This window comes from Serratia sp. DFXYC6, assembly GCF_057196085.1.
The window spans coordinates 866,475-891,078 of sequence record NZ_JBXUNV010000001.1; the positions used below are offsets into that span (position 1 = coordinate 866,475).

27 protein-coding genes are annotated in these 24,604 nt (G+C 58.6%); 13 read left to right on the forward strand and 14 right to left on the reverse strand.

Translation table 11 applies throughout. From position 1 onward, the window contains the following. Positions 1–123: 123 nt before the first annotated feature. Positions 124–1,044: a Kdo(2)-lipid IV(A) acyltransferase gene (locus AC2CGQ_RS04250; protein WP_076740706.1), complete on the reverse strand. Its 921-nt coding sequence runs from the start codon at positions 1,042–1,044 to the stop codon at positions 124–126. Between the two features lie 628 nt (positions 1,045–1,672). On the opposite strand from AC2CGQ_RS04250, the gene AC2CGQ_RS04255 reads away from it, so the two are divergent. The 3 genes from AC2CGQ_RS04255 to AC2CGQ_RS04265 all read left to right on the forward strand — a co-directional run bounded on the left by AC2CGQ_RS04255 (position 1,673) and on the right by AC2CGQ_RS04265 (position 2,621). Beyond that, a complete protein-coding gene (locus tag AC2CGQ_RS04255) occupies positions 1,673–1,870 on the forward strand; it encodes a glycine zipper domain-containing protein (protein WP_004935148.1) in 198 nt (65 codons plus the stop codon). A 14-nt stretch (positions 1,871–1,884) separates the two neighbouring features. Further along, complete coding sequence (locus AC2CGQ_RS04260) at positions 1,885–2,133, forward strand: GlsB/YeaQ/YmgE family stress response membrane protein (protein WP_004935146.1); 249 nt, start codon at positions 1,885–1,887, stop codon at positions 2,131–2,133. A gap of 95 nt (positions 2,134–2,228) precedes the next feature. Further along, on the forward strand, positions 2,229–2,621 hold the full coding sequence (locus AC2CGQ_RS04265) for a YidB family protein (protein ID WP_004935144.1): 393 nt from the start codon (positions 2,229–2,231) through the stop codon (positions 2,619–2,621). A gap of 3 nt (positions 2,622–2,624) precedes the next feature. Here the strand turns inward: AC2CGQ_RS04265 and AC2CGQ_RS04270 are convergent, their stop codons facing one another. Continuing rightward, positions 2,625–3,557, reverse strand: a complete 933-nt coding sequence (locus AC2CGQ_RS04270) for a LysR family transcriptional regulator (RefSeq protein ID WP_075686727.1) — start codon at positions 3,555–3,557, stop codon at positions 2,625–2,627. A 110-nt stretch (positions 3,558–3,667) separates the two neighbouring features. Here AC2CGQ_RS04270 and AC2CGQ_RS04275 point away from each other — a divergent pair, with 110 nt between their 5' ends. Beyond that, the gene (locus AC2CGQ_RS04275) at positions 3,668–4,720 is read left to right on the forward strand and encodes an SDR family oxidoreductase (protein ID WP_099981966.1); all 1,053 of its coding nucleotides are present in this window, start codon (positions 3,668–3,670) and stop codon (positions 4,718–4,720) included. 44 nt (positions 4,721–4,764) lie between these two features. On the opposite strand, the gene AC2CGQ_RS04280 is transcribed toward AC2CGQ_RS04275, so the two are convergent. The 3 genes from AC2CGQ_RS04280 to AC2CGQ_RS04290 form a co-directional block, all read right to left on the reverse strand. Then, positions 4,765–5,772 carry an NAD(P)H-quinone oxidoreductase gene (locus AC2CGQ_RS04280; RefSeq protein WP_484593492.1) on the reverse strand — a complete coding sequence of 336 codons (1,008 nt, stop codon included), beginning with the start codon at positions 5,770–5,772 and terminating at the stop codon, positions 4,765–4,767. A gap of 153 nt (positions 5,773–5,925) precedes the next feature. After that, complete coding sequence (locus AC2CGQ_RS04285) at positions 5,926–6,135, reverse strand: hypothetical protein (protein WP_004935132.1); 210 nt, start codon at positions 6,133–6,135, stop codon at positions 5,926–5,928. 510 nt (positions 6,136–6,645) lie between these two features. Continuing rightward, positions 6,646–7,023 carry a hypothetical protein gene (locus tag AC2CGQ_RS04290; protein WP_099981967.1) on the reverse strand — a complete coding sequence of 126 codons (378 nt, stop codon included), beginning with the start codon at positions 7,021–7,023 and terminating at the stop codon, positions 6,646–6,648. A gap of 377 nt (positions 7,024–7,400) precedes the next feature. Between AC2CGQ_RS04290 and cspE the strand changes: the two genes are divergently transcribed. After that, positions 7,401–7,613 carry a transcription antiterminator/RNA stability regulator CspE gene (gene cspE / locus AC2CGQ_RS04295; protein ID WP_004935122.1) on the forward strand — a complete coding sequence of 71 codons (213 nt, stop codon included), beginning with the start codon at positions 7,401–7,403 and terminating at the stop codon, positions 7,611–7,613. 320 nt (positions 7,614–7,933) lie between these two features. Next, complete coding sequence (gene dsrB, locus AC2CGQ_RS04300) at positions 7,934–8,134, forward strand: protein DsrB (protein ID WP_004935117.1); 201 nt, start codon at positions 7,934–7,936, stop codon at positions 8,132–8,134. Positions 8,135–8,351: 217 nt separating this feature from the next. Here the strand turns inward: dsrB and rcsA are convergent, their stop codons facing one another. After that, entirely contained in the window at positions 8,352–8,981 is a 630-nt protein-coding gene (gene rcsA, locus AC2CGQ_RS04305) for a transcriptional regulator RcsA (RefSeq protein ID WP_004935115.1), read from the reverse strand. A gap of 796 nt (positions 8,982–9,777) precedes the next feature. On the opposite strand from rcsA, the gene AC2CGQ_RS04310 reads away from it, so the two are divergent. Further along, positions 9,778–10,419, forward strand: a complete 642-nt coding sequence (locus AC2CGQ_RS04310) for a GNAT family N-acetyltransferase (protein ID WP_079007628.1) — start codon at positions 9,778–9,780, stop codon at positions 10,417–10,419. Positions 10,420–10,432: 13 nt separating this feature from the next. On the opposite strand, the gene AC2CGQ_RS04315 is transcribed toward AC2CGQ_RS04310, so the two are convergent. Further along, the gene (locus tag AC2CGQ_RS04315; protein ID WP_015378335.1) at positions 10,433–11,848 is read right to left on the reverse strand and encodes a pyridoxal phosphate-dependent decarboxylase family protein; all 1,416 of its coding nucleotides are present in this window, start codon (positions 11,846–11,848) and stop codon (positions 10,433–10,435) included. 101 nt (positions 11,849–11,949) lie between these two features. On the opposite strand from AC2CGQ_RS04315, the gene AC2CGQ_RS04320 reads away from it, so the two are divergent. Beyond that, entirely contained in the window at positions 11,950–12,825 is an 876-nt protein-coding gene (locus AC2CGQ_RS04320; RefSeq protein WP_166445221.1) for a LysR substrate-binding domain-containing protein, read from the forward strand. On the opposite strand, the gene AC2CGQ_RS04325 is transcribed toward AC2CGQ_RS04320, so the two are convergent. Continuing rightward, a complete protein-coding gene (locus AC2CGQ_RS04325) occupies positions 12,822–14,207 on the reverse strand; it encodes a CoA transferase (protein ID WP_166445220.1) in 1,386 nt (461 codons plus the stop codon). The genes AC2CGQ_RS04320 and AC2CGQ_RS04325 overlap by 4 nt on opposite strands. 61 nt (positions 14,208–14,268) lie before the next feature. Then, positions 14,269–14,430 (reverse strand): hypothetical protein, encoded by a 162-nt coding sequence (locus tag AC2CGQ_RS04330; protein ID WP_162837997.1) that lies wholly within the window; start codon positions 14,428–14,430, stop codon positions 14,269–14,271. A 434-nt stretch (positions 14,431–14,864) separates the two neighbouring features. Between AC2CGQ_RS04330 and AC2CGQ_RS04335 the strand changes: the two genes are divergently transcribed. Continuing rightward, positions 14,865–15,563 carry an MgtC family protein gene (locus AC2CGQ_RS04335; RefSeq protein ID WP_004935097.1) on the forward strand — a complete coding sequence of 233 codons (699 nt, stop codon included), beginning with the start codon at positions 14,865–14,867 and terminating at the stop codon, positions 15,561–15,563. A 244-nt stretch (positions 15,564–15,807) separates the two neighbouring features. Continuing rightward, positions 15,808–18,507: a magnesium-translocating P-type ATPase gene (mgtA, locus tag AC2CGQ_RS04340; RefSeq protein ID WP_166445219.1), complete on the forward strand. Its 2,700-nt coding sequence runs from the start codon at positions 15,808–15,810 to the stop codon at positions 18,505–18,507. Between the two features lie 48 nt (positions 18,508–18,555). Here mgtA and AC2CGQ_RS04345 read toward each other — a convergent pair whose 3' ends face one another. From AC2CGQ_RS04345 to AC2CGQ_RS04360, 4 genes are all read right to left on the reverse strand, one after another. Next, positions 18,556–19,329 carry a DUF3307 domain-containing protein gene (locus tag AC2CGQ_RS04345; protein ID WP_164044850.1) on the reverse strand — a complete coding sequence of 258 codons (774 nt, stop codon included), beginning with the start codon at positions 19,327–19,329 and terminating at the stop codon, positions 18,556–18,558. A 2-nt stretch (positions 19,330–19,331) separates the two neighbouring features. Next, entirely contained in the window at positions 19,332–19,928 is a 597-nt protein-coding gene (locus AC2CGQ_RS04350; RefSeq protein ID WP_015378329.1) for a hypothetical protein, read from the reverse strand. A 212-nt stretch (positions 19,929–20,140) separates the two neighbouring features. Then, entirely contained in the window at positions 20,141–20,320 is a 180-nt protein-coding gene (locus AC2CGQ_RS04355) for a hypothetical protein (protein WP_004935085.1), read from the reverse strand. A 95-nt stretch (positions 20,321–20,415) separates the two neighbouring features. Beyond that, on the reverse strand, positions 20,416–21,525 hold the full coding sequence (locus AC2CGQ_RS04360; protein WP_004935083.1) for a YbdK family carboxylate-amine ligase: 1,110 nt from the start codon (positions 21,523–21,525) through the stop codon (positions 20,416–20,418). A gap of 151 nt (positions 21,526–21,676) precedes the next feature. Between AC2CGQ_RS04360 and AC2CGQ_RS04365 the strand changes: the two genes are divergently transcribed. The 3 genes from AC2CGQ_RS04365 (at position 21,677) to arsC (ending at position 23,805) form a co-directional block, all read left to right on the forward strand. Then, the gene (locus tag AC2CGQ_RS04365) at positions 21,677–22,003 is read left to right on the forward strand and encodes a metalloregulator ArsR/SmtB family transcription factor (protein WP_166730120.1); all 327 of its coding nucleotides are present in this window, start codon (positions 21,677–21,679) and stop codon (positions 22,001–22,003) included. A 69-nt stretch (positions 22,004–22,072) separates the two neighbouring features. After that, positions 22,073–23,362, forward strand: coding sequence for an arsenic transporter (locus AC2CGQ_RS04370; RefSeq protein ID WP_004935077.1), 1,290 nt, complete (start codon positions 22,073–22,075; stop codon positions 23,360–23,362). A 14-nt stretch (positions 23,363–23,376) separates the two neighbouring features. After that, entirely contained in the window at positions 23,377–23,805 is a 429-nt protein-coding gene (arsC, locus tag AC2CGQ_RS04375; RefSeq protein WP_261438053.1) for an arsenate reductase (glutaredoxin), read from the forward strand. 16 nt (positions 23,806–23,821) lie between these two features. Here the strand turns inward: arsC and benD are convergent, their stop codons facing one another. Next, on the reverse strand, positions 23,822–24,604 hold the full coding sequence (gene benD / locus AC2CGQ_RS04380) for a benzoate diol dehydrogenase BenD (protein ID WP_380691883.1): 783 nt from the start codon (positions 24,602–24,604) through the stop codon (positions 23,822–23,824).

Genomic DNA, 24,604 nt, shown 5'->3' on the forward strand with positions numbered 1-24,604 from the left:
AAATGATTGCTGGCGGCAATAATTGCCGTCGGTGACTTACTAGTGTAGTTCCCCTGGCGCAGAATGCTTGTGCGAGGTGAGCGCGCCTTCGCCGGCGGTGTGACGGGCAAAGGCGCGAAGGGGTCAATACAGCGACGGTTCGCCGGGTGGGCGGGTTTTAAAGCGGCGGTGCAGCCACATGTATTGGTCGGGGGCCAGCAGCACTTGTTCTTCCACCACGCGGTTCATCTTGGCCGCCGCGCGCGTTTCATCATCCAGCGGGAAGTCCGTCAACGGCGGCTGCACGATCAGCTCATAGCCCTGAGCATTTGGCAGGCGGCGCGGCACGAAAGGCACGATCGACGGCCGCCCCATGCGCGCCAGGATAAAGGTGCCGGTGGTCGTGGCGGCATTTTCCACGGCGAAGAACGGTGTGAATACGCTACTTTGCGGCCCATAATCGTGATCCGGCGCGTACCACAGGATTTCGCCCTGTTTCAGGTTGCGGATCATACCTTTGATATCTTTACGATCGATCATGAATTTATTTGAGCGCAGCCGGCCGCGGGTCTGTACCCATTCCATCAGCTTGTTGTTGTGCGGGCGATGCACACCGATGCCGGGGTTTTGCATGCCGAAAATGCGTGCGCCCAGTTCCAGCGTCAGGAAATGCAGACCGATCAGCAGAACGCCTTTGCCGTCCTGACGCGCCAGCCGCATGTTTTCCATGCCGCTCACCTTGAACCAGCGGGCGATGCGCCAGTCGGGCCAGAACCAGGCCATGCCGACTTCGAACAGGCCCATGCCGACGGACTCAAAATTTTTGACGATCAGCGCCTCGCGCTCGGCGGCGGGCATTGCGGGGAAGCAGAGTTCTAAATTGCGGCGCGCTATTTTTACCCGGCGTTTCATTAGGCGCATGGCTATTCTGCCAAGGCCGTGTCCGAGCCGATAAATGAGCGGGTAGGGCAGTAATACCAAGAGATAGAGTATTCCCAGTCCTATCCACAACAACCAATAACGAGGGCGCAAGAATTCGCGCTCAAAGCGTTGGTTATAAAGCATTTTTCCTGTCATTCCTTTTCTTTGCCAATGGGACCTTAACCCAAATTGTCATGAGGAAGATGATAGAATATTTTGTGCTAAACAGAATTTTCCATTAATGCTTTTTTTACGCTTTATTTAAACGCAGGCGAAAAACGAAGCGAAATAGGATTTTTACCGAGGGAGGAGGGGATGTTTTCCGCTATTTCAATCGGCTGGCGAAATTGAAAAATAAAGACACAATTAAGCGCATCGCAAAAGTGACAACGGCTATGTAACCTTAATGAAACAGTAACGCTACGGAACCGTCCCAAGCGGCGGCCAGTGCGTACAGTAGCGCGAGGATCAGGACAAAAGGTGCATTGAACATCGGCGTTTCCTCCCGGAGGATATGTTTAAAGTTTAGCCTTGCAAGATGACAGCGGGATGAAATCAGATCGTTTTTTGTATGGTGAAATTCAGACGGACGGAAATAGGTAAACCGCTGATTTTTTACTATAGTCATAGTGTGAAGTTGTGCGTTTGCCGCCGGAAGCCTCCGCATTGAGCGGCAGCGGGCAGATTGCCCAGAGCAAGATCGCGGAGCGGACGGCGCCTGGCGCGAAACATGTGACGAAATTCTCAGAGGGTTGGTCTGTAAGGATTTGACATGTCATATGAAAATGACGATCTAAACGGTGTTGAGCAACCGAGCGACTACGTGAAAACCACCGCCTGCGAAGTGAGCAGCGGTGTAAAAGCAGCGCTCGAGCAATCATGTGCCTGCCTCAAGGATAACCCTTGGGCGGGGATAGGCGCCGGCGCCGTCGTGGGCCTGGTAATAGGATTTCTGTTAGGCAAAAGGTAATAGGGAGAGTAAAGATGGGCATCATTTCCTGGATCATTTTTGGTTTAATCGCCGGTATCCTGGCCAAGTGGATTATGCCGGGCAAAGACGGCGGCGGCTTTATTGTGACCGTTATATTGGGGATCGTGGGCGCCGTCGTCGGCGGCTATATCAGCACCTTCTTCGGTATGGGCCGCGTTGACGGTTTTAACCTGGGCAGCTTTGTGGTGGCGGTCATCGGTGCCCTGGTGGTGCTTTTTGTCTACAGGAAGATCAAAGGCTAAGCAGCCGTTGCTCAACAGGGTCGCCGCGGCGGCCCTTTTTCGTGAAATCAATCCGGCGGTGCGGCGCGGGCCGTACCCGCTGAAAGGGGAATATCATGGGTCTGTTCGATAGCGTATTGGGTAACATTCTGGGCGGCGGCGCCAACGGTGGTAAAGGTATCGACTACATCGCCATTATGCAGTGGGTCGAGCAACAAGGCGGCCTGCAGGCCATTTTGGACAAGTTCCGTCAGGGGCAGTTCGGCGATATCGTCGGTTCCTGGCTCGGCAATGGCGAAAATCAGCCGATTACCGGCGACCATGTGCAGCAGGCGTTGGGTAGCGACGCCATCAACCAACTGGCTGAAAAGCTGGGCATCGATCCTGCACAGGCGTCCAGCACCATTGCACAGTTCTTGCCAACGGTCGCGGATGCCGCCTCACCAAACGGTGAAGTGCAGCAAGACAGCAACGAGCTGGGCGATATGGTCGGTAAACTGTTCAAATAATGATTAGGCTCCCGGCGTCTGGCCGGGAGCATTCACTCCGCTAATTCCCTCGATCGCCGTCAACGCCTGCTGCAGATGCGCCACCCAGGCGCGCACTTTCTCCGGAATAAAACGTAAAGCGGGATAGACCGCGTGCAGCGCCATGGGCGGGTAGCGGTATTCCGGCAAAACGGGCACCAGCGCCCCCGTCGCCAGCTGCTGGGCGATTAAAGGCCGTTGGGCGCCGCCGATACCGGCTCCAGCCTCAATGGCGGCCAGCAGCGATAGCGTATTGTTGGCGCGGAACGTGGGCCGCAGAGCGACCATCTCGGGGCCGTGCGGCCCGAACAGAGTGAGCGTATCGCCGTCGTTCAAACCGCTGTAACGAATGTGCGCATGTTTAGCCAGCTCCGCCGGCGAACGTGGAGCGCCATACTTGGCCAGGTAGGCCGGTGACGCCACCAGCAGGCGTTGCAGCTCGCCCAAACGTTTAGCCACCATGCCGGGCGCATGCAGTTCACCGAAACGCAGCGCCACGTCGATGCCTTCGCCGATCACGTCGGCGCGACGATCGTCCAGCAGCAGCTCGATGGTGAGGTTCGGATGACGTTGCTGGAAAGCGATGGCCAGCGGCGTGACGTGCAACTGCCCGAACCCGGTCGGGGCATGAATGCGCAGATTGCCCTGTAACTGGTGGTGCTGGCCGTGCAGCGCTTCTTCCGCTTCATCGATCGCCGCCAGAATCGGTTTGAGGCGCTGATAATAACTGCTGCCGGCATCGGTCAGGGTGACCGCCCGGGTGCTGCGAAACAGCAGTTGTGCCCCCAGTTGCTGCTCCAGACCGGCGATTTGCTGACTGACCGCCGGCTGCGTCAAACGCAGATCGCGAGCGGCGGCCGACAGGCTGCCCAGCTCCGCCACCCGCATAAAGGTTTTCATTGCGTTCAGCTTATCCATGTCGATCTTGCCTATAGATTTTTCTTATAAGTGTTAGTGGAAGGTCTCTTCTACCGCAAGTATTACTAATCAATGACACTCAGGGTATCGACAACCTGAGGAGTGGCAAGATGGATACAAAGCGACAGGCATTGGTGATCGGCGCCAATGGCGTGATTGGGCGCCGATTGATTGAGGAGCTGACCGGTCAGGGCTGGCAAGTGGTGGGCGTCTCGCGCCGGGGGGGACAATCGGCGCCGGGGGTGCGCCACCTTCAGGTTGATCTGCTGGATGCGGCGGCGACGCGCGACGCGCTGCGGCCGCTGAGCGCGATTAGTCACGTTTTCTATGCCGCCTATCAGGATGCGCCGGACTGGGCGGGGCTGGTGGCGCCGAACCTGCAGATGTTGCAACACGTTGTCGAAGGGCTGGAGCCGATCGCGCCGGCGTTGGAGCACATCAGTTTGATGCAGGGTTATAAGGTGTATGGCGCGCATTTGGGGCCGTTTAAAACGCCGGCGCGCGAAAGCGATGTCGGGCATATGCCGCCGGAGTTTAACGCGGCGCAGCAGCAGTATCTGGCGCAGCGGCAGGCCGGCAAACGCTGGCGTTGGAGCGCCATCCGTCCAAGCGTGGTGGGGGGCTTCTCCCTCGGCAACCCGATGAATCTGGCGTTAAGCATCGCGGTTTACGCGTCGATCAGCAAAGCGCTCGGGCTGCCGTTGCGCTTCCCGGGTAAACCGGGCGCTTACCACAGCCTGCTGGAAATGACCGACGCCGGGCTGTTGGCGCGCGCCACGCTGTGGGCGGCGACCGAACCTGCGGCGGCCAATCAGGCGTTTAATATCAACAACGGCGATCTGTTTCGCTGGAGCGAGATGTGGCCGAAAATCGCCGCTTACTTTGGGCTGGAATGCGCGCCGCCGCTGCCGATGTCGCTGGAGATCATGATGACGGACAAAGCGTCGCTGTGGCGGGAGCTGGCGCAGCGGCACCAATTGGCCGAACCTGACTATCGCGCGGTGGCCGGCTGGCGTTTCGCCGATTTCGTCTTTTCCTGGGACTATGACATGTTCGCGGATGGCAGCAAGGCGCGGCGCTTCGGTTTCCACCAGTTTGTCGAAACCGAAGCCATGTTTTTCTCACTGTTCGATGAGTTCCGCCGCCGCGGCATCATTCCCTGAACGTGGCATTGGTTTCCCCGCAGCACCGGCCGCGGGGAATGGGCTCAGAACGTCAGCATGATCTTGCCGATGTGCTCGCTGGACTCCATCAGCGTATGCGCGGCGGCGGCTTGCTCAAGCGGGAAGGTTTTAAAAATTTGCGGTTTCAGCACGCCACGCTCCAGCAGCGGCCAAACCTTTTCGCGCAGATCGGCGGCAATCTGCGCTTTGTCCGCCACGCTGCGCGAGCGTAGCGTCGACCCGGTATGGGTCAGACGTTTCAACAGCAGCGGCATCAGATTGAGCTCTTTCACCACGCCGTTTTGCGTGCCGATTTGCACGATGCGGCCTTCCATCGCTGCGGCCTGATAGTTTTTGGCGACATAATCGCCGGCGATCAGGTCGACGATGACGTCGGCGCCTTTACCGTTGGTGGCGTCTTTGGTGCGTGCGACAAAGTCTTCGCTGCGGTAATTAATCGCCACGTCGGCGCCCAGCGCCAGGCTGGCCTGACGTTTCTCTTCGGAGCCGACGGTGGTGATCACCTGGGCGCAGAAGGCCTTCGCCAGCATGGTGGCGACCGTGCCGATACCGGAGGTGCCGCCATGGATCAACACGGTTTCGCCGGCTTTGAGATGACCGCGCTGGAACACGTTGACCCAGACGGTAAAGAAGGTTTCCGGCAGCGCGGCGGCCTCGGTCAGGCTCAGCCCCGCCGGCACCGGCAACGCATTGCTTTCATGCACGGTGCAGTATTCCGCATAGCCACCGCCGGCGATAAGGGCGCAAACCCGATCGCCGAGCGCGAAGTGGGTCACGCCTTCACCGATGGCCACCACTTCGCCGGCAATTTCCAGGCCGGGGATATCCGAGGCGCCTGGCGGCGGCGCATAGTTCCCCTGGCGCTGCAGCACGTCGGGGCGGTTAACGCCGGCGGCGGCGATATTCACCAGCAGTTCGCCCGCTTGCGGAGCGGGCACCGGGCGTTCGGTAACGACCAGAACGTCGGGAGCGCCCGGTTCGCTGATTTCAATCGCTTTCATCGTGCCGGGCAGCGCTGCATTTGTTGACATGGTTACTCTCCTCATCGTGGCGGACGTGGTTATCAGGCGAAACGTCCGCAATAAAGTCTGCTGTTAGCTTAGCGAAATCGAATGAGGCGCGCGTGGTTGAATAGAGCGGTTTTGCGAGGAAGAGGCGAAGCCGCCGCGATGGGCGGCAGGGCATTAATCGTTAGGCGGGATGCGGAACCCTTTTAACGAGACGATGAAGTGTTCTTTTCCTTTGGAGATTTTGGCGCCTTTATCGCACCACAGGCTGGCAAGCTGGAAGAAGTCGTCGCTGCCGATATCGTAAGCCAGTTCGATTTTCTTGGCGGTGCCGGCGCGGATGAGTTTTTCTGCTTCCTGATGGTTTGCAGCTTTAATTATGGTCATGGGCGAAATCCTTGGTGTTAAGCCAGAGCGGATAAACGCGAATCATCATATGGCCATAATGTGACAATTTTGTGATGAAAGCATGACGGCCCGCGAAGGCGCGGCGCGCGATGTGCCGGGCCTTCGCGGTGAAAGCGCGTTGTCGGTTACCGATCGTGCGGGCGGACGAGTGTGCTTTTTTTCTGAGATTTTAAATGCTTGTAGAGGGCGAAGCCCGCAATGCCGGCCAAGACGGCCAGGAGGGCAAGGGATCCTGTGGCCATGAACGTTACCTCCGAATAAGAATGGCAAGGAGGCGTATTTGTGACATTCATCACTTTGTGGGGCAATGAGAGCAATCTGTAATCGGAAGACGCTTTGAGGGATAGGCAAAAAAAAAGCGCCTATAGGGAGGCGCATAAAGATTTGCAACACAGCTTGTTGTGTTCAACACCAGGAGGAGTGGTGAACTGAGGCATATTCTATGCAGCGGCAAAGGAGGCTGATATAGGCATTACTCCGAAAGCGCCACTACCACTCATACCCCAACTGAATGTTGTAATCGGGATCCTTATTGGTGGAATAGGGATCAGACTGGCGGCGGCGATCGGTTTTCTTCACCGGGCCTTCATACGCGGGATAAGGTTTGGCGCGCGGTTTGCTGCAGCCAGGATGATCGCACTCAATATCGACGCGAAAACCGCTTTTATTTCTCGCCTCTGTCCAGGCAATCGGCGGTTTTCCCGTTTTGGGGGCCGGCCCTGAGGGGGCAGGCGGCTTGGGCGCGGGAATCATGCTGGGGTCGGGGGCTTGATAATTGAGCTCCAGTGCACTCTGCGGAGCGCTGTAAGCGGCAAAGGCCAGCAGGGCGGCGGCACTGACAGCCGGTAATGTAAGCCATCTCGGCATGGTGAATCTCCCTGAATGATTTCGTCAGGCAACTATAAAACAGCAGAACGAGAATTACTATCATTTGCCTTGGGCGTTACGGGCGAGCCAGGCGGCGGCCCTATCGGCAGACAGGGTCAAATCCTGTGCGTTTAGCCGAGATTAGCGTCCCATCGCGGCGAAAAAGGTTGCTATTGCCGCTCGCTCATGAGTTAATGATGTCGGCCTGTGGTACAGACCTATTTATGCACGACATTTTGAGTAAAGTAGTTCAAATTTAAAGCGTTATCCCGGATAGCCCTTCTCTGACGAATTTCCTTTCCAGTGCCTCCATAAGTAACTGATGACCGGCTACCTCGCCCATGGCGGCTTACATTTATTATTGAAGGAAATTAGACATGTCTAACATGATCAAAGGTCAAGTGAAGTGGTTCAACGAAGCTAAAGGTTTTGGTTTCATCACCCCAGCAGACGGCAGCAAAGACGTATTCGTACACTTCTCTGCTATCCAGGATCAAGGCTTCAAGACCCTGGCTGAAGGCCAGAACGTACAGTTCTCTATCGAGAACGGTGCGAAAGGTCCATCTGCGGCTAACGTTACCGCTATCTAATTGGCGCCTGGCGCTGATTGAAAAAAACCCGCTGCGGCGGGTTTTTTTATGCCTGCAATTTGGCAGCGCGCAAAAAAAAGCCCGCAAGTCTGCGGGCAAAAGTTCCTTGTTACTTCTTCATTTGCGAGCGCTTCTCTGGGGGGGAAACGCCTGAAGACAGGCTACGCGAGGCCGGCTTAAGATTCTGCGGCCAAACCGTTAAGAAAGTGAAAATCCAGGCGGCTGCTACGCTGATAGCAGAGGCCGGCAGGGCTGGAGCGGTGTCCATCGCCTCCGGTTTTGTAATACACTGACGGCAATCGTAAATAAGGGAGAAGGGTATGCAAGTTAACGATCGAGTGACGGTAAAAACAGACGGCGGCCCGCGGCGTGAAGGCGTCATTCTGGCCGTAGAGGTGTTCAACGAAGGCACCATGTACCTGGTTTCTCTTGACGACTACCCGGCGGGCGTATGGTTTTTTAATGAGATCGACAGCCGTGACGGCACGTTTGTGGAGCCCTGTCGCGAGCACGGGCAGTAACTTAGGCTAATCTCATTAATTTGCTAATGAAATTGTCCATTTTGAGATTATTTCATTGCGGTAAGATTTTTTTTATCGACGGCAAAAAAATACCCGTTGCGCTAGCGGGGGATAACGCAACAGGTATTTTTTTGTGGTTCCAGCGGCTGCTATCCAGATGACATTATCATCGGGTATTTAACGGCTGGTAAAACAGAGCGGGGGCGTTCTCTGTGGTTCAGCGGCTATTGACGAATATTCCACTGGTCAATGTATCGGTCAAACGAACAACGTGATAAATGATCTGCTTGTTGTGCGTTTTTATTTTCCGCTTGATGTTTCCCTTGTGGGAAGAGACCGTTTTGGCCTTTATTTGCATCTGGTCTGATATCTGGATGGTGCCTTGACCGGACATCCACATGCGTAACATGTTTGATTCAGTCTGGCTCAGCGTTACCGGCGTTTGATCCAGAGAGGATTTCTCCGTACGGAGGGACGTTCTCTCGAGATAGTGGCTAAGTAGCTGATTCATAGTCTCTGGCTTGATGGATTTTGACGATATGATGACGTTCTTGCGAACATATAAATAATCGTCGAAATGTACGTTGGTAATGGCCATGAAGATGAAGAATAACGTATCCGGGTGCAGTGAAATCACCCGTTTTATTCGCTCGGTGGCGTTTGCTTCGTGGATGAAGCAGTCCTCGTTAATAAACACCAGGCTCGGATTCAACTTGCTGCATTTTTCATGCAGGCTGTCAATGTCCTCGATGGCATTAATATGGCGCTTCTTCACGCCATGCGAAGTCAGATAGTCGGTTAACCCCAATCTGGTATAGCTGCATGAATCCATGATAATCGTTGGCATATCGCACCCCCACTTAAATCCGTTTTACTGCGGTAATATGAAAAAAGCCTAAAAAGCCGAAAGGCAAAATGGAGCAATAATTCAGTGTAGCGAGTGTTCTATCAATAAACACGGCGTCACTCAATGATATTTTCATACTAAACTTATTAATTGCATGAATCTATAAGTTTGGCTTAAGTCAGAGCGATCTGCTGCTCGTCCAGCTTCGGCATGTTGAGCCTGATCTGCGCTTGGCGCCCGCGCCTGCCGGCATTGCTTGCCGCGAATCTGTTCATCATGTCACGAAACAAAATTTTAGTTTGCTAGGAAAAGTCTTAAAAAAAATTCATGTGTCGTTTTTTTGAAGTCTTTCAGCGCATTTTTTGAGTGATTAAAAAATACCCTCTCTGAGGTTGTTTTATTTTTTTGTTTAAAAATCATTAATTTGTGTTGATTTCATGCTTTCCATGCTAATGATTAGCACTTCTTTTTTTATCATAACGGCAAACGAAAGTTAACATTATGGCCGGAATGTGTAGCTTATTTGTTGCTATAAATCACCGTTTTACAATGAGTTATCTGGATATTTATTTTAAATGAAATAATTTTCGTGAATGTTTAACGGTGATTGAGTGATTTCTCTAAACTATCATCCTGCTGCCCGATCCGCAGGGGAGGAATGGCAGGTCGGAGTTGTCTCTGGCCCGCGTTGGTTTTAACTTGCCTCTCCACCTTTCAAAAACAGGATGTCGCGGTGAGACGGAATCAGTATGGGCAGCCGATAGGCGAAGCCCTCCCTCATTGGCAGCCGGCAGGCATGCCCGGGCACTCGCCACTGCAAGGGCGGTTTTGCCGCCTCGAACCGCTTAACCTCGAGCGCTGGGGGGAGGCGCTTTATCAGGCTTATCAATCCGCCGAGGACGATCGCGACTGGACTTATCTGTTTTGGGAGCGGCCGCAGTCGCGCGCAGATTTCCAGCGTTATCTTCAGGCTCAGGCGTCCAGCGCTGACAGAAACACGATGGTAGTGATCGATCAGTCAAACGGGCGTGCGGTGGGAAGCTGCGCTTTTTTGCGCATCGATCCTGCCAACGGCGTGGCCGAACTGGGCACTATCAACTGGTCGCCGCTGATGAAGCGCAGCGCGCTGGGTAGCGAGGCGATTTTCCTGATGCTGCGGCATCTGTTCGACGATCTTGGCTACCGGCGCTGCGAATGGAAATGCGATAGCCTCAATCTTCCTTCACGCCAGGCCGCCGAGCGCTTGGGTTTCCGCTATGAAGGCACCTTCCGCCAGGCCGTCGTCGTCAAAGGACGCACGCGCGACACCGACTGGCTGTCGATCGTCGACGGGGAATGGCCGGCGCGGCGCGCGGCGTTTGCCGCCTGGCTGTCGCCGGATAATATCGGCGATGACGGGCGGCAAGAACGGCGTTTGCAGGCCTTCCAACTCGGGTAATACGCCGCGCGCGTTAGGCCGTTTCCGCCAGGCAATGGCGCAACGAGTCCAACGCCAGCCTGATGTCCTGTTCTTCCGTCATCCAGTTGACCAGTGCGGCGCGGATCCCCGGCTGACCGTTATAACGCGTAGGGGTGCAGCACACCACGCCGTGCCGGCTCAGGCGCTCGAGAAAACGATCGCGCGCCGCCTCGCTGTCGCCCTGTGGATGGCTGAGTGCGAAGCAGACCACGTTCAAATTCACCGGCGCCAGCAGCTGGAAACCGTCATCGGCTGCCAGCGCCGCCCCCAGCGCCTGCGCCAATCGGACGTTGCGCTCGACGATATCCCGTATGCCGCTGCGGCCATAGGCTTTCAGCGTCAGCCAGAGCGGCAGGGCGCGGAAGCGGCGCGAATTCTCCGGCGTCAGATGCAGATAGTTGTCTGGCCGCAATGTCGGTGCTTCCAGATAGGCCGAATGGTTCTGAAATACCTGCATTTGCAGATCCAAATGGCGGGTAAATTGGATCGCGCTGTCATAAGGCACGTTCAGCCACTTGTGTGCGTCGACAGTGATGGAATCGGCATGCTGCCAACCCTCAAGCCTTGGAGCGTATAGCGGTGAGCATGCCGCCACGCCGCCAAATGCCGCATCGACATGCAGCCAAAACGGATAACGCTCCCGCAACGTCAGCAGACGCGGCAGATCGTCGAACGCGACGGTGTTGACCGTACCGGCGCTGGCCAGCACCAACGTTGGCTGGCCGGCGCCGGCGGCGAGCTGCCGTTCCAGTGCTTCCATATCCATGGCTTCCGAGTCCGGCAGGCTGGCGACGGTCGTCAGCGCCTCGCGGCCGATACCGAGCATGCTGAGCGCCTTCACGCTGCTGGAATGTGGATTGGCCGACAATACCCGGATGGAACCCAGCGCCGCCAGGCCCTGTTGGGCGATATCCACGCCATGCTGTTGTCCCAGCCACTGCCGGCCAATGGCCAGCCCGGTGAAATTGGCCATGGTCGCGCCGCTGACCAGGCTGCCGCTGAACGTTTCCGGCAGGCCCAGCAGTGATTTCAACTGTGTCACAGCCGCCAGCTCGATCGTGGCTGCGATGGTATCATGGCTGAGCAGGCTATTTTGGTCTGTCACGCTAACCAGCCAGTCCGCCGCTACCGCTGCCGGGGTTCCGCCGCCGGTGACGAAGCCGAAATAACGCGGGCCAGCGCTGGCGGAAATGCCGGCCTGATAGCGTTGCCAAAAGTTATCCAGCGCCGCCAGGGCGCCTTCGCCGTTTTCCGCCAGCCGATCGTCTCCCGGATGCAGCTGCTGTTGATCGCGCGGTGGGCAGACCGAGCGTTGCTGCAGCCCGGTCAGAAAATCTTCCGCCAACTGGCGAGTGTGGTCGAGGATCTGCGGAAACTGTGCGAGGTCTTGTTGTAAACGTGGGTGCATGGCGGCTCCGAAAGCGTCAGGGATGATGGGGTAAACATAGAACATTTGCCTGCCGGTCAAAATCGATGAAAAATAACCTTTTTGGATAGCCTGGTTAACCAATGATGAATGAACGCATTCCCCTGCATGTCTTGCCGACCTTTGCGATCGCCGCCAGGTTGGAAAATTTGCGCGCCACGGCGCAGCAGGTGCATTTGACGCACGGTGCGGTCAGCCAGCAAATTCAGTTGCTGGAGCAGGCGGTCGGCTATCCGCTGTTTGAACGGCGCGGGCGCGGCGTGCGCCTGAATGCGGCCGGGAAAGAGATGCTGGCGGCGGTGGAACCGGCGCTGCAGGCGCTGCAGCAGGGCGTCGCCCGCGCCCGACGTGCGGCGACAAGCCAGACGCTGCGCATCAGCGTGTTGCCGTCTTTTGCCCATTATTGGCTGTTGCCGCGTCTGCCTGCTTTTCATGAGGCCTGCGCCGATATTGCGCTGGATATCGATGCGTCGCTGGCGCTGCAGGATCTGTCGCAGCGAGGGTTCGATGCGGCGATCCGCATCGGCAGCGGTCAATGGGCGGGGCTGCAGGCGCAGCGCATCGCGTCGGGTGACGTGCTGCCGGTCGCTTCGCCGGATATGGCGCGAGAATGGGGGGCGGCGTTCGAGAACGGTGGCGATATTCCGTTGCTCGAGCACGACGTCAGTCCCTGGCGCGATTGGTTCAATGCGCAAGGGCGCTCGCTGTGCGGGCGGCAACAGGCGTTGTTCAACGATGCCGGATTGTTGATTCGCGCGGCGGAGCAAGGGTTTGGCATCGCGCTGGTGAAAAAGCTGCTGGTGCAGGATGCCCTCGACGCCGGGAGACTGGTGGCGTTGGCCGCGCCCTGTCGCCTGAGCGATGACGACGTTTATCTGGTGTGGCCGCAGACCGCCGGGCTGACGCCGGCGGTCACCCGCTTGCTGCAGTGGCTGCAGCAACAGTTGGCGGCGGTTTAACGGCGCAGCCATTCCGGTTGCGAGGTGCCGAGCGTGGTCGCCGGCAGCGCCCATTGCAGCGTCGTACCCTGCAGGCTTAACGGGGCGCGCAGGCGTTGCGCGCCCCCCCAGTAAGTCAATTCCGTTTCCGGGTTCTCGTCGGCGGGGCCGGCCGGCGCCAGCGGTTCCGGCCGATAATCTGCCGAACAGGGATGCGCCAGCAGCAGCTGCGCCGTACGCGCCAGCGACAGCCGCGCGTGGTAGCCGGTGCCGCGGCTCAGGCGCTGCGCCATACCGGTCAGCACCGCCGCCGCCATCAAATAGCCGGTGGCGTGATCCAGAGCCTGTACCGGCAACGGCACCGGCAAACTGGCGCTACGCCAAACCATGCCCGCCTCCGCCAACCCGCAGCTCATCTGTACCAGGCTGTCGAAACCGCGCCGGGTGCGCCACGGCCCGCTCCAACCGTAGGCATTCAGGCAGACGTCTATCAGGCCCGGCGCCAGCGCGCGCCTTTCCTCCGCGCCATAACCCAATTTCTCCAGCGCACCGGCACGGTAGCCGTGCACGATCACGTCGGTGTTTCTCAGCAGATGTTCAAACGTATGGCGATCGTGCGCATTGGTCAGGTTGAGGCGCGCGCTGCGCTTGCCCAGCATGACTTCGTGTTCAACGCCGGGCTCATCCCAACCGTAGGGATCGATGCGCAGCACGTCGGCACCCAAACCGGCAAGAAAACGCGTGGCGATCGGCCCGGCGAGAATGCGCGTCAGATCCAGCACCCGTACGCCGTGCAGCGGCCGGGCGACGGGAAGCGCCCAGCCCGGAGGTGGCGCTTCCGGCTGCAGCGAGGCGTGGATCAGCGGTTCGAGCGCTACGCTTTTGCCCTGAATATGTTGTCGCCACGCGGCCGCCGAGCGCATTTGGGCCGCGCAGCCGCCGGCTTCGATCACCGCTTCCTCCAGCTCGCTTTTTTTCCAGCCCAGCACGCGTTCCGCCAGCGTGCCTTTATCCGATGCCGAACCCAGCACTTGCTCCACCGCTCGCCGATGGTGCGGCGCATTGGTATGCAGGCGTATCCAGCCATCCGTCGTCGCATAGTCGCCGGCCAGCGCGTCCCAGGCCGCAGGCAGCGTCCACCCCAGCGGACGCAGCGTCCAGCCGAACCAGAGCGAGGCCAGGCGTTGATCGACCCAGACCTGCGGCGCGTTGGCTGCCTCGCGGCGAAGCAACTCGGCGCAGGCCAAACCGGCGGCGCTCCAGGCGGCGGTAGCCAATTCGGTGACGGGAAAAGCCGAAGGCAATGCGCCGGTGCCGCTTACGGTTAGCCGGTCGGCGGGGGCGGGGCGCTGTCCCAGGCTTTGCCAAATTTCGTCGAGCAGAGTGTGGATCAGAGGCGTCATCGGCCACTCCTTGCGGGTCGTCGGAAATATAGCCTAGCGTAGCCCACCGCCGGCGACCTTGCTAAGGTGCAACGTCGAACGTACGGCCATCGGCCAGTTTGGCGCGCAGGCTGCGGGCCGCTACGCCGGCGAATGGCTGCGCGCTGAAGTTGGCGGTCAGCGCTTTGTCCCACAGGGCCTGATGCAGCGGCCGGAAGGCGGCGTCGGCGCCCAATGTCGCCATCTTCTATTTGTGACATTGGAATATCATTGCGGTATTCCAGTTTATTTTTCGTTTAATAAATTGGCCTTTACTTCATTACCCGACGTCACTATACTCAGCCAAAATTTCGGTGGAGAAACCCAATTGGACAGTTGTAGTTGTAATAAAATAAATAAGGCAAGCTGACCAATTCTCTTCTGATTTGTTGCTTGCCGTTATCGGCGGGCAGCACCCCTCTCCAGTTATTTCTGAGCTGTGCATACCCGAATAAGAAAACGTTTCCTGATGCCAGGTGGCTTCAGGCGAATTGAGTTGGACGTTATTATGGTATTCTGCAGCCACAGCCTTTTCCCTCCAGGCATGACACGCTGATTCGCTGATTTATTTTCAGCGCGTTTTCGCGTGTGCTAAACAGCACATGATTTTATCTCCTGTGGTTAATTAAGGGGAAAGTCATGGCTATGACTCCTTTCGTTTTAAATTTATTGCTGGCGATGTGCCTGGGCGCGGTGATTGGCGCCGAGCGCCAGTGGCGCCAACGCATGGCCGGCCTGCGCACCAATGCGCTGGTGGCGACCGGTGCGGCGGTCTTCATTCTCAGCTCCATGTCCACCGATCCGGCCAGCGCCGGCCGGGTGGCCGCGCAGATCGTCTCGGGTATCGGCTTCCTCGGCGCCGGCGTAATCATGCGTGAAGGGCTGAACATTCGCGGCCTCAACACCGCCGCCACTCTGTGGTGTTCGGCGGGGATCGGCGTCCTGTGCGGCCTGGGCCAGCATTGGGATGCGGTGGTCGCCACGCTGGTGATCCTGTGCGCCAATATCCTGCTGCGCGAGGCCGCGCAGCGCATCAACCTGCAGCCGCACCAGCAGGCGACCGATCTGGAACTGTGCTATCGCATTCAGGTGACCTGCGGCGAGCAGGATGAAATTCTGGTGCGCACCCTGATTCTGCAGGCGCTGAACGGCGTCGCCTTGCGGCTGCAATCCTTGCGCAGCGCCGATATTGCCAGTCCGGGGCAATTGGAAGTGTGTGCGGAAATTACCGCTACGCCGGCCGCGCAAAAAGAAATTGAGGGTATTGTTTGCCGCGTCAGTCTGGAAAAAAGCGTGAGCGCCGTGCGTTGGCGCGTCGCGTCCGAATTACCGGTCTGAGTAATAATATAAATATTGATTAACTTGATTATATGTTCGGTTTTATTCATGAGTGCCTTGAATAACGCGGAGCATTAAGGAGGCGTTATGGACGATGACCCCGGAAGGGAAATGATTTTTGCGTGGCTGACAGGGTAATCACGCTATTCAGTCACGCTAATTAAAAAATTCCACTCTGCGCAGAGTCACCTGTTTATCGGGCGGGATCTCCCTGTGCGCAGAACGAAAATAAGAGAATAGCGTTATGACTCAGATTAATGAAAGAATGCGTCGCCGTGATAAAGACGCGGTGACCTACGCCATTGCGCAAGAGGCGACCAACAGCATCGCCCAAACGCTGGCGAACCTGAAGTGCAACCGCAACGGCTTGACCCAGGACGATGCCGATGAGCGGCTGGAGCAGTTCGGCGCCAACCAGGTCGCCCACGACAAGGCGCCGCATGCCTTGATTCAGTTGATCAAGGCCTTTAACAACCCGTTTATCTTCGTGCTGATGGTGCTGGCTGCGATCAGTTTCTTTACCGATTATTGGCTGCCGCTCCAGAGCGGTGAAGAAACTGAACTCACCGGCGTCATTATCATTCTGACCATGGTCACGTTGAGCGGGCTGCTGCGGTTTTGGCAGGAATACCGCACCAACAAAGCGGCGGAAGCGTTGAAGTCGATGGTGCGCACCACCGCTACTGTACTGCGCCGCAGCAGCTACAGCGCGCATCCGCTGACGCTGGAAGTGCCGATCCGCGAACTGGTGCCGGGGGATATCATTCAGCTCTCCGCCGGTGACATGGTGCCGGCCGACGTGCGTCTTATCGCCTCGCGCGATCTGTTCATCAGCCAGGCGATTTTGACCGGCGAGGCGATCCCTATCGAGAAATACGATGCGATGGGCAACGTGGCGCAGAAGTCGAGCGAAGGGGAAGTGTCCAGCGAGAACGCGCTGCTTGAGCTGTCCAATATCTGCCTGATGGGCACCAACGTCGCCAGCGGCACCGCCACGGCGGTGGTGGTGGCAACCGGCGGGCGCACTTACTTCGGCTCGCTGGCCAAGTCGATCGTCGGTTCGCGGGCGCAAACCGCGTTCGATCGCGGGGTGAACAGCGTCAGCTGGCTGCTGATTCGCTTCATGCTGGTGATGGTGCCGGTGGTGTTGCTGATCAACGGCTTCACCAAGGGTGACTGGAGCGAGGCGGCGCTGTTCGCACTGGCGGTGGCGGTCGGCCTGACGCCGGAAATGCTGCCGATGATCGTCAGCTCCAACCTGGCGAAAGGGGCGATCGCCATGTCGCGCCGCAAGGTGGTGGTGAAGCGCCTGAACGCCATTCAGAACTTCGGCGCCATGGACGTGCTCTGCACCGACAAGACCGGCACCCTGACCCAGGATCGCATCATTCTCGAGCACCACATCGACGTCACTGGCGCCAGGGATAACGAGGTGTTGCACCTGGCCTGGCTGAACAGCTTCCATCAGAGCGGCATGAAGAACCTGATGGACCAGGCGGTGATCCGTTTCGGGCGCGGCAAACCGGGGATCGAAGCCCTGGGCCGTTTCAGCAAGGTGGATGAGCTGCCGTTCGATTTCGTGCGCCGCCGTTTGTCGATCGTGGTGGCGGACGAAAATGGCAAGCAGCAGCTGATCTGTAAGGGCGCGGTAGAGGAGATGCTCGAGATCGCCACCCACGTGCGCGAAGGCGACAAAACGCTGGAACTGGACGACGCGCGCCGTGCGGCGCTGCAGGCGCTGGCCCGCGAGTATAACGAAGACGGTTTCCGCGTGCTGGTGCTGGCGACGCGCGAGCTGGATACGCAGCGCCCGGCCGAACCGCTGAGCGTGGCCGACGAGCGCGACATGGTGGTGCAAGGGCTGCTGACTTTCCTCGATCCGCCGAAGGAGAGCGCGCAGCAGGCGATCGCCGCACTGCAGGAAAACGGCGTGACGGTGAAGGTGCTGACCGGCGACAACCCGGTGATCACCTGCAAGATTTGCCGCGATGTCGGGCTGGAGCCGGGCGAGCCGCTCTCCGGGCTGCAGATTGAACAGATGGATGACGAAGAGTTGGCGCGCGAAGTGGAACAACGCACGGTCTTCACCAAGCTGACGCCGCTGCAAAAATCGCGGGTGCTGAAAATGTTGCAGAGCAACGGCCATACCGTCGGCTTCCTCGGCGACGGCATCAACGATGCGCCGGCGCTGCGCGATGCCGACGTCGGCATTTCGGTCGACACCGGCACCGACATCGCCAAGGAATCGGCGGACATCATCCTGTTGGAAAAGAATCTGATGGTGCTGGAAGAGGGGGTGATCAAAGGGCGCGAGACCTTCGGCAATATCATCAAGTACCTGAACATGACCGCCAGCTCCAACTTTGGCAACGTGTTTTCGGTGCTGGTGGCCAGCGCCTTCATCCCGTTCTTGCCGATGCTGGCGATCCACCTGTTGATTCAAAATCTGATGTATGACATTTCCCAGCTGTCGCTGCCGTGGGACAAGATGGACAAAGAGTTCCTGCGCAAGCCGCGCAAGTGGGATTCCAAAAACATCGGGCGCTTTATGCTGTGGATTGGGCCGACCTCGTCGATCTTCGATATTACGACCTATGCGCTGATGTGGTACGTGTTCGCCGCCAACAGCGTAGAACACCAGGCGCTGTTCCAGTCCGGCTGGTTCATTGAGGGGCTGCTGTCGCAAACGTTGGTGGTGCATATGCTGCGCACCCAGAAGATCCCGTTCATTCAGAGCACCGCGGCGCTGCCGGTGTTGCTGACCACCGGGCTGGTGATGGCGCTCGGCATCTACATTCCGTTCTCGCCGCTCGGCGCCCTGGTTGGCCTGCAGCCGCTGCCGTGGGAATACTTCCCGTGGTTGGCCGCAACGCTGGTCAGCTACTGCGTGGTCGCGCAGTTGATGAAGCGTTTCTATATCCGCCGCTTCGGCGAGTGGCTGTAAGCCGCCTCGGCGTTCACTTCGGGGGCGAAATTTTTCGCCCCCGCACCGCTACAGCAGTTTGTTGACCAGCAGGCCGAGCATGATGGTCAGCGTGAAGGAAAACAGCGTGCCGAGCAGCACATACTCGGTACGCATCTTATCGTCACTTTGGCGCAGATCGCCGAAACGGAAGATAGATTTGGCCGCCAGTAAAAAACCGATCGCCGGAATTTGCCCCAGCAGCACGAAGGTCAGGATCAGCGTTCTTTCCAGGTAGCCAATCTGTTTGCCCGCGCGCAGCAGCGAGTCGTTGTCGGCCTTGGCCGAAGGCGGCATTTGCGGCGTCCAGCGCGCCAGCAGTTGCCCAATCAGCAGGCTCATCGGCAGATAAATCAGGCTGTAGGCCACCAGCACCAGGCCGGTTTGCCAACGCCCCAGCTGCCGCCCCAGCGCGGCGAGCAGTTCACCGGCATTCGGCGTCAGCCCCAGCCACAGTAAGGCGATCACCGCCAGATGCAATCCCTGATCGAGCAGAAAGCTGCGGGCCGGGCTCAGGCGGTTCATCGCGGTGACTTTCAGCAAATCGATCAGGTAGTGGCTGACGGCGATGGCCAGCAGGCTGGCCAGCACCTGCAGTGAAGACAGTCCGCCGTGCAGCAGGCCGAAACCGGCCACTACCCAGGCGGCCAGCACCCCGTGCAGCAACGCGTGCAACAGCAGAAAACGCGAACGCGCGCGATGTTGGATTTTATCTTCCACCCAACTCAGCGGCTGCAGCGGAAAATCCGCCAGCAGATGGACGAGCAACAGCCAGGCCAGCAAAGGCGCATAGGTCAGATCCATGGTCAGACGATCCTGTTAATGGCGTGAATAAACCGCATGATTTCCTCATAGGCCGCGCGTTTCAGCGCGGCGGAGACCGTGGAGGCGGCTTTTTGCAGCTGGTCCGCCACGGCGGCGCCGCTGTCGGCGAACATTCTCGCCTGAACGATGCGCGCTTCGGCCTGTGACAGGCGGCCAATTACATGATCTAACATCGGCAGCAGATCGCTGACAATGGCGTTTGTCCGATCGTTGTCGGTTTTCAGAGCCAGCCGGCAATTTTTTGCCATGGCGTCCAGCGCGCTGCCGGAGTTGATAAAGGCGCTGCCGTAACCGGCGGCGTCGGGCCGTTGGCTACCCAGCCCGACGGCGATGCGCGCATCCCAGTGCGCGGCGCCCATCGCCCGCAGCGCGAGGCGTATGTACACCGCCAGCAACAGCCCGTCCTCCGGCGCGGCCTGCGCCTGGAAGGCATCGCCGCGAAAGATTTCCACCTGATGCAGCCGCCCGTCACGCCGCAGCCGATCGAGCAGGTTATGCAGCCCATTGAGGTAGTTGACGGTGTCTGATCGGCGGGAATCGACCAGATCGCCGCTGATTACGCTGATTGGCGTCGGCATGGCGTGTTCCATTATTTGCGGAGGGATGACTATAAATTCGCACCTGGATACGAATATGTCAATAATTCGCCTCTAGGTGCGAATTTATGGGGTTTTCGCCTGTGAGGGCGAAACGGGCAGGATGAGGAACGTGGGATGAACGGCCGGGAATGCGCGGGCCTGCCAGGCTCGCCACCGGCGACGTAGAGGGAAAATGGCCGGCAACCGGCTGTTCAGAAGCTTTTAACCAGCACGTCACGCGGCATTTCGCTGCCGTGTTTCAGCAGATGCTCAAACGATCGCTCGCTGCTTTTCAGCTGCTGCAAAAATTCCTGCGGCGACAGATCGTGTTTTTTGCCGCTCATGTAAGCCAGCGCCAGTTCTTTTGCCTGATAGCGGGAGAAGTTGTACATGGTGTCCTCGATACGGTGAATGTCAGTGCTCACGATTGTAGCGAAAGAGCACATAATGAACAGCGGCTTTGGCGTATGGAATCGATAGCCGAAACTTAACTTGCAGGCTGCAACAGCTCATCGCACAGGCGCTTGATCACCTGAGCTTGCGGCAGGCCGTTGTGCAACATCTGGCGGATATGCTCCGAATCGCTGATGCCCTGGCGGACATGGCGCTCGACGGCCTGCAGCAGGGCACGATCCTCCCGTCGCTCGGCAAAACCGCTCAGCGCTTCGAGAGTGTGCAGGATGTGGGCGGTCAGGCTGCTGCGGCGCAGCGTCGCGGGATCGACGTATTCGGCGGCAAAGCCGCTGCGATAGGCGTTGATCTTGTTGTAATTGGTGAAGGCATCGTATTCCGGCGCGATCGGTGAGCGGTGCTGCAACAGAAAATCGGCCAGCAGGCGGCAGTAACCGACCAGCAGCACGGCGTGGGTGAGGCGCAGCGGCGTATCGCAGATGCGGATCTCTACCGTGCCCAGCTCCGGTTTTGGCCGCGCATCCCAGTAAATATCCTTGACGCTTTCAATCACGCCTGCGGCATTCAACCGTTCGTAGTAGGCGTTGAATTCATGCCAGCTGTAGATGTGTTCCAGGCATCCGTAGTTGGGGAAGGAGTTCTGGGCGCTGAAGCGGGAACTGGCAAAGCACGTGTCGACCCCCTGATACAGCGGCGACGAGGCGCTGAGCGCGATCAATTGCGGAAAGTAGGGCGTCAGCGCATGGCACAGGTACATCGCTTCGTCCCCGTCGTTGACGCCGAGGTGAATGTGTTGGCCGAACACGCAGGCCAGCTTGGAGAGATAGCCAAAACGGCTGGCCAGCTGCCTGTAGCGCGCGTTGTCGCTGATGACCTGCTTGCGCCAGTCGTTGCTCAGGTGGCGGCCACCGCCGCAGACGTCACAGCCCAGGCGCTGCGCGCTGCGCCGGACGGTATGGGTCAGGGCGCGCAGCTCGGTGTGCAGCTCATCGAGATCGCGGTGCACCGAGCTGTTCAGCTCCACCATCGATTTGGTGAGCTCATGCTTGACGCGCCGGCGGTCGCCGACCGCGCTGACCACCCGATCGGCTCGATCCGTAAGATCGTAGTGCTCGGCATCGACCAGCTGTAACTCTATTTCGGTGCCGATGGAGAGCCTTTCCGAACGTTTGAATGTGAGCGGCATGGTACCTCCTTCCTGCAAGAACGGCATAAAGATAAGTATATGTCTCGGTGAGGGGGGCAACGTTTTGCATTTTATATTTGTTTTTTCGCATGTGAAGCTGGTATCTTCACGAGCGAGTTGTGGTGAAGAGAAAGGTTAACGGGAGTGTGACATGCCGTCATTGACGCCGCTGAAGCTGTTTAAAAACCTGTCTGACGAGACGCGTCTGACCTTGGTGCTGCTGTTGCGCCACGCCGGTGAACTGTGCGTGTGCGAGCTGTCGGGCGCACTGGCGCTGCCGCAACCCAAGATTTCAAGGCATCTGGGGATGCTGCGTGAAAGCGGGCTGCTGCTCGATCGGCGCGATGGTAAATGGATACATTATCGCCTGTCGCCGCATATGCCGGCCTGGGCAGCGGCGATTATTGAGCAGGCTTATCAGTGCCGGCCAGAACAGATGACGGAGTTAGCGCAACGCGTGGCGAAAGGTTGCCCGTAACGGTAAAAAATTTACGCAAACACATATGAAAAATCGAATATGTAAACTTAAAGGGGCGGAAGGACAGCGATGATAGTGGCAGGGGCGATCTTTATTCTGACGTTGATCTTGGTCATCTGGCAACCGAAGGGGCTGGGTATTGGCTGGAGTGCGTCGATCGGGGCGGGATTGGCATTATTGAGCGGCGTGGTGCACGTCGGCGACATCCCCGTGGTATGGCAGATAGTCTGGAATGCGACTGCGACCTTTATCGCCGTCATCATCATCAGCCTGTTGCTGGATGAAAGCGGCTTTTTTGCCTGGGCCGCCTTGCACGTCGCGCGCTGGGGCAACGGCAAGGGCCGCTGGCTGTTTACCTATATGCTCCTGTTGGGCGCGGCGGTGGCGGCGCTGTTCGCCAATGACGGCGCCGCGTTAATCCTCACACCGATCGTGATCGCCATGCTGTCGGCGCTCGGTTTTCGTCCTGCGGCGGTGCTGGCTTTCGTCATGGCGGCGGGCTTTATCGCCGATACCGCCAGCCTGCCGCTGGTGGTGTCCAACCTGGTGAATATCGTTTCGGCGGATTTCTTCCACTTGGGCTTTACGGAGTATGCGGCGGTGATGGTGCCGGTCAACCTCGTCGCCGTGGCGGCGACGCTGGTGATGTTGCATTTGTTCTTCCGCAAGGATATTCCGCCGGGCTACGCGTTGACGCGTTTACCGGTACCGCGGGAAGCGATCCGCGATCGCGCGACGTTTCGAGCCGGTTGGGCGGTATTGGCGCTGTTGCTGATCGGCTTTTTCGCCCTGGAACCGCTCGGCGTGCCGGTGAGTTTGGTCGCCGCCTGCGGCGCGCTGGTGCTGCTGGCGGTAGCGAAACGCGGGCGGGCGATCGATACCGGCAAAGTGCTGCGCGGGGCGCCCTGGCAGATCGTGATTTTCTCGCTGGGCATGTATCTGGTGGTCTATGGGCTGCGCAATGCCGGCTTGACTGATCTGCTGTCCGGCGTGCTGGATGCGCTGGCGCGGCAGGGGCTGTGGGCGGCGACGCTCGGCACCGGCTTCCTGAGCGCGTTTCTCTCTTCCGTCATGAATAACATGCCGACGGTGTTGGTAGGGGCGCTGTCGATCGACGGCAGCAGCGCGGAAGGCGTCATCAGGCAGGCGATGATTTACGCTAACGTCATCGGCAGCGATCTCGGCCCCAAAATCACCCCGATCGGCAGCCTGGCCACGTTGCTGTGGCTGCATGTGTTGGCAAGGAAAAACATCGTCATTACCTGGGGCTATTATTTCCGCGTGGGACTGGTGATGACGCTGCCAATTCTGTTCGTCACCCTGGCCGCGCTGGTGCTGCGGCTGTCCGTTTTGCCATAACCGGAGCAACTGACATGAGCGACATCAAAATTTATCACAACCCCGCCTGCGGCACGTCGCGCAATACGTTGGCGCTGATCCGCAACAGCGGCGCTGAGCCGGAGGTGATTCTGTATCTGGAAACGCCCCCCAGCCGCGAACTGTTGATTGCGTTGCTGGCCGACATGAACATGACGCCGCGCGCGTTGTTGCGTAAAAACGTCGAGCCTTATACCGAGCTGCGGCTGGATGAAGCCGGCTGGAGCGACGATCAACTGATCGACTTCATGGTGCAACAGCCGATCCTGATCAATCGCCCCATCGTGGTGACGCCGCTTGGCACGCGCCTGTGCCGTCCGTCGGAGGCGGTGTTGGAGATTCTGCCGGCTCCGCAGCGCGGCGCCTTCAGCAAAGAGGACGGGGAGCCGGTGATTGATGCGCAGGGCCGGCGGATTGTACGCTGATCCCCCGGCGCCTGTTTTACCCCAAATCGCCGCCGGCGACCGGCAGCACCGTTCCGTTAATGTAACTGGCTTCGGCGCTGGCGAGGAACAGAATAGCGGCGGCTTGTTCATCGACGCTGCCGTAGCGGTGCATCAGACTGCTGTCGAGCGTTTGCTCAACCACCTGCCGATACCAACGTTCCTCCTGCTGCGTCGGGGATTCGCGATTGCGCGGCGTCAGCCGCGGCGGCGCTTCGGTGCCGCCCGGCGCCGTGGCGTTGATGCGAATGCCGGCGCCGGCGTATTCAAAGGCCAGTGATTGGGTCAGGGCGTTGACGCCGCCTTTGGCTGCGGAATAGGGAACGCGATTGACGCCGCGCGTGGCGACCGAAGAGACGTTGACGATCACTCCGCTCCCCTGCGCCAGCATATGCGGCAACGCGGCGCGGCAACCCCATAGCGTCGGGAACAGCGAGCGCCGAATCTCCGCCTCAATCTGTTGCGGCGCATAGTCGGCAAACGGTCGCGCCCAGATGGTGCCGCCCACGTTGTTTACCATAATATCTACGCGCCCAAAGTGCTGTTGCACCTGATCCAGCGCATCGCGCGCTTCTTCCCAATGCTCCAAATCGGCCTGCAGGGCGATGATATCGGCGCCGCGTTCGCGTAAAACGACCACGACCTCTTCCAGATAGGGGGAGCGATCGATCAGCGCCAAACGGGCCCCTTCCCGAGCTGCGCGTTCGGCCACCGCTTTGCCGATGCCTTGAGCGGCGCCGGTTATCGCCATCACCTGGCCGCTGAAACGTGATTTATCCAT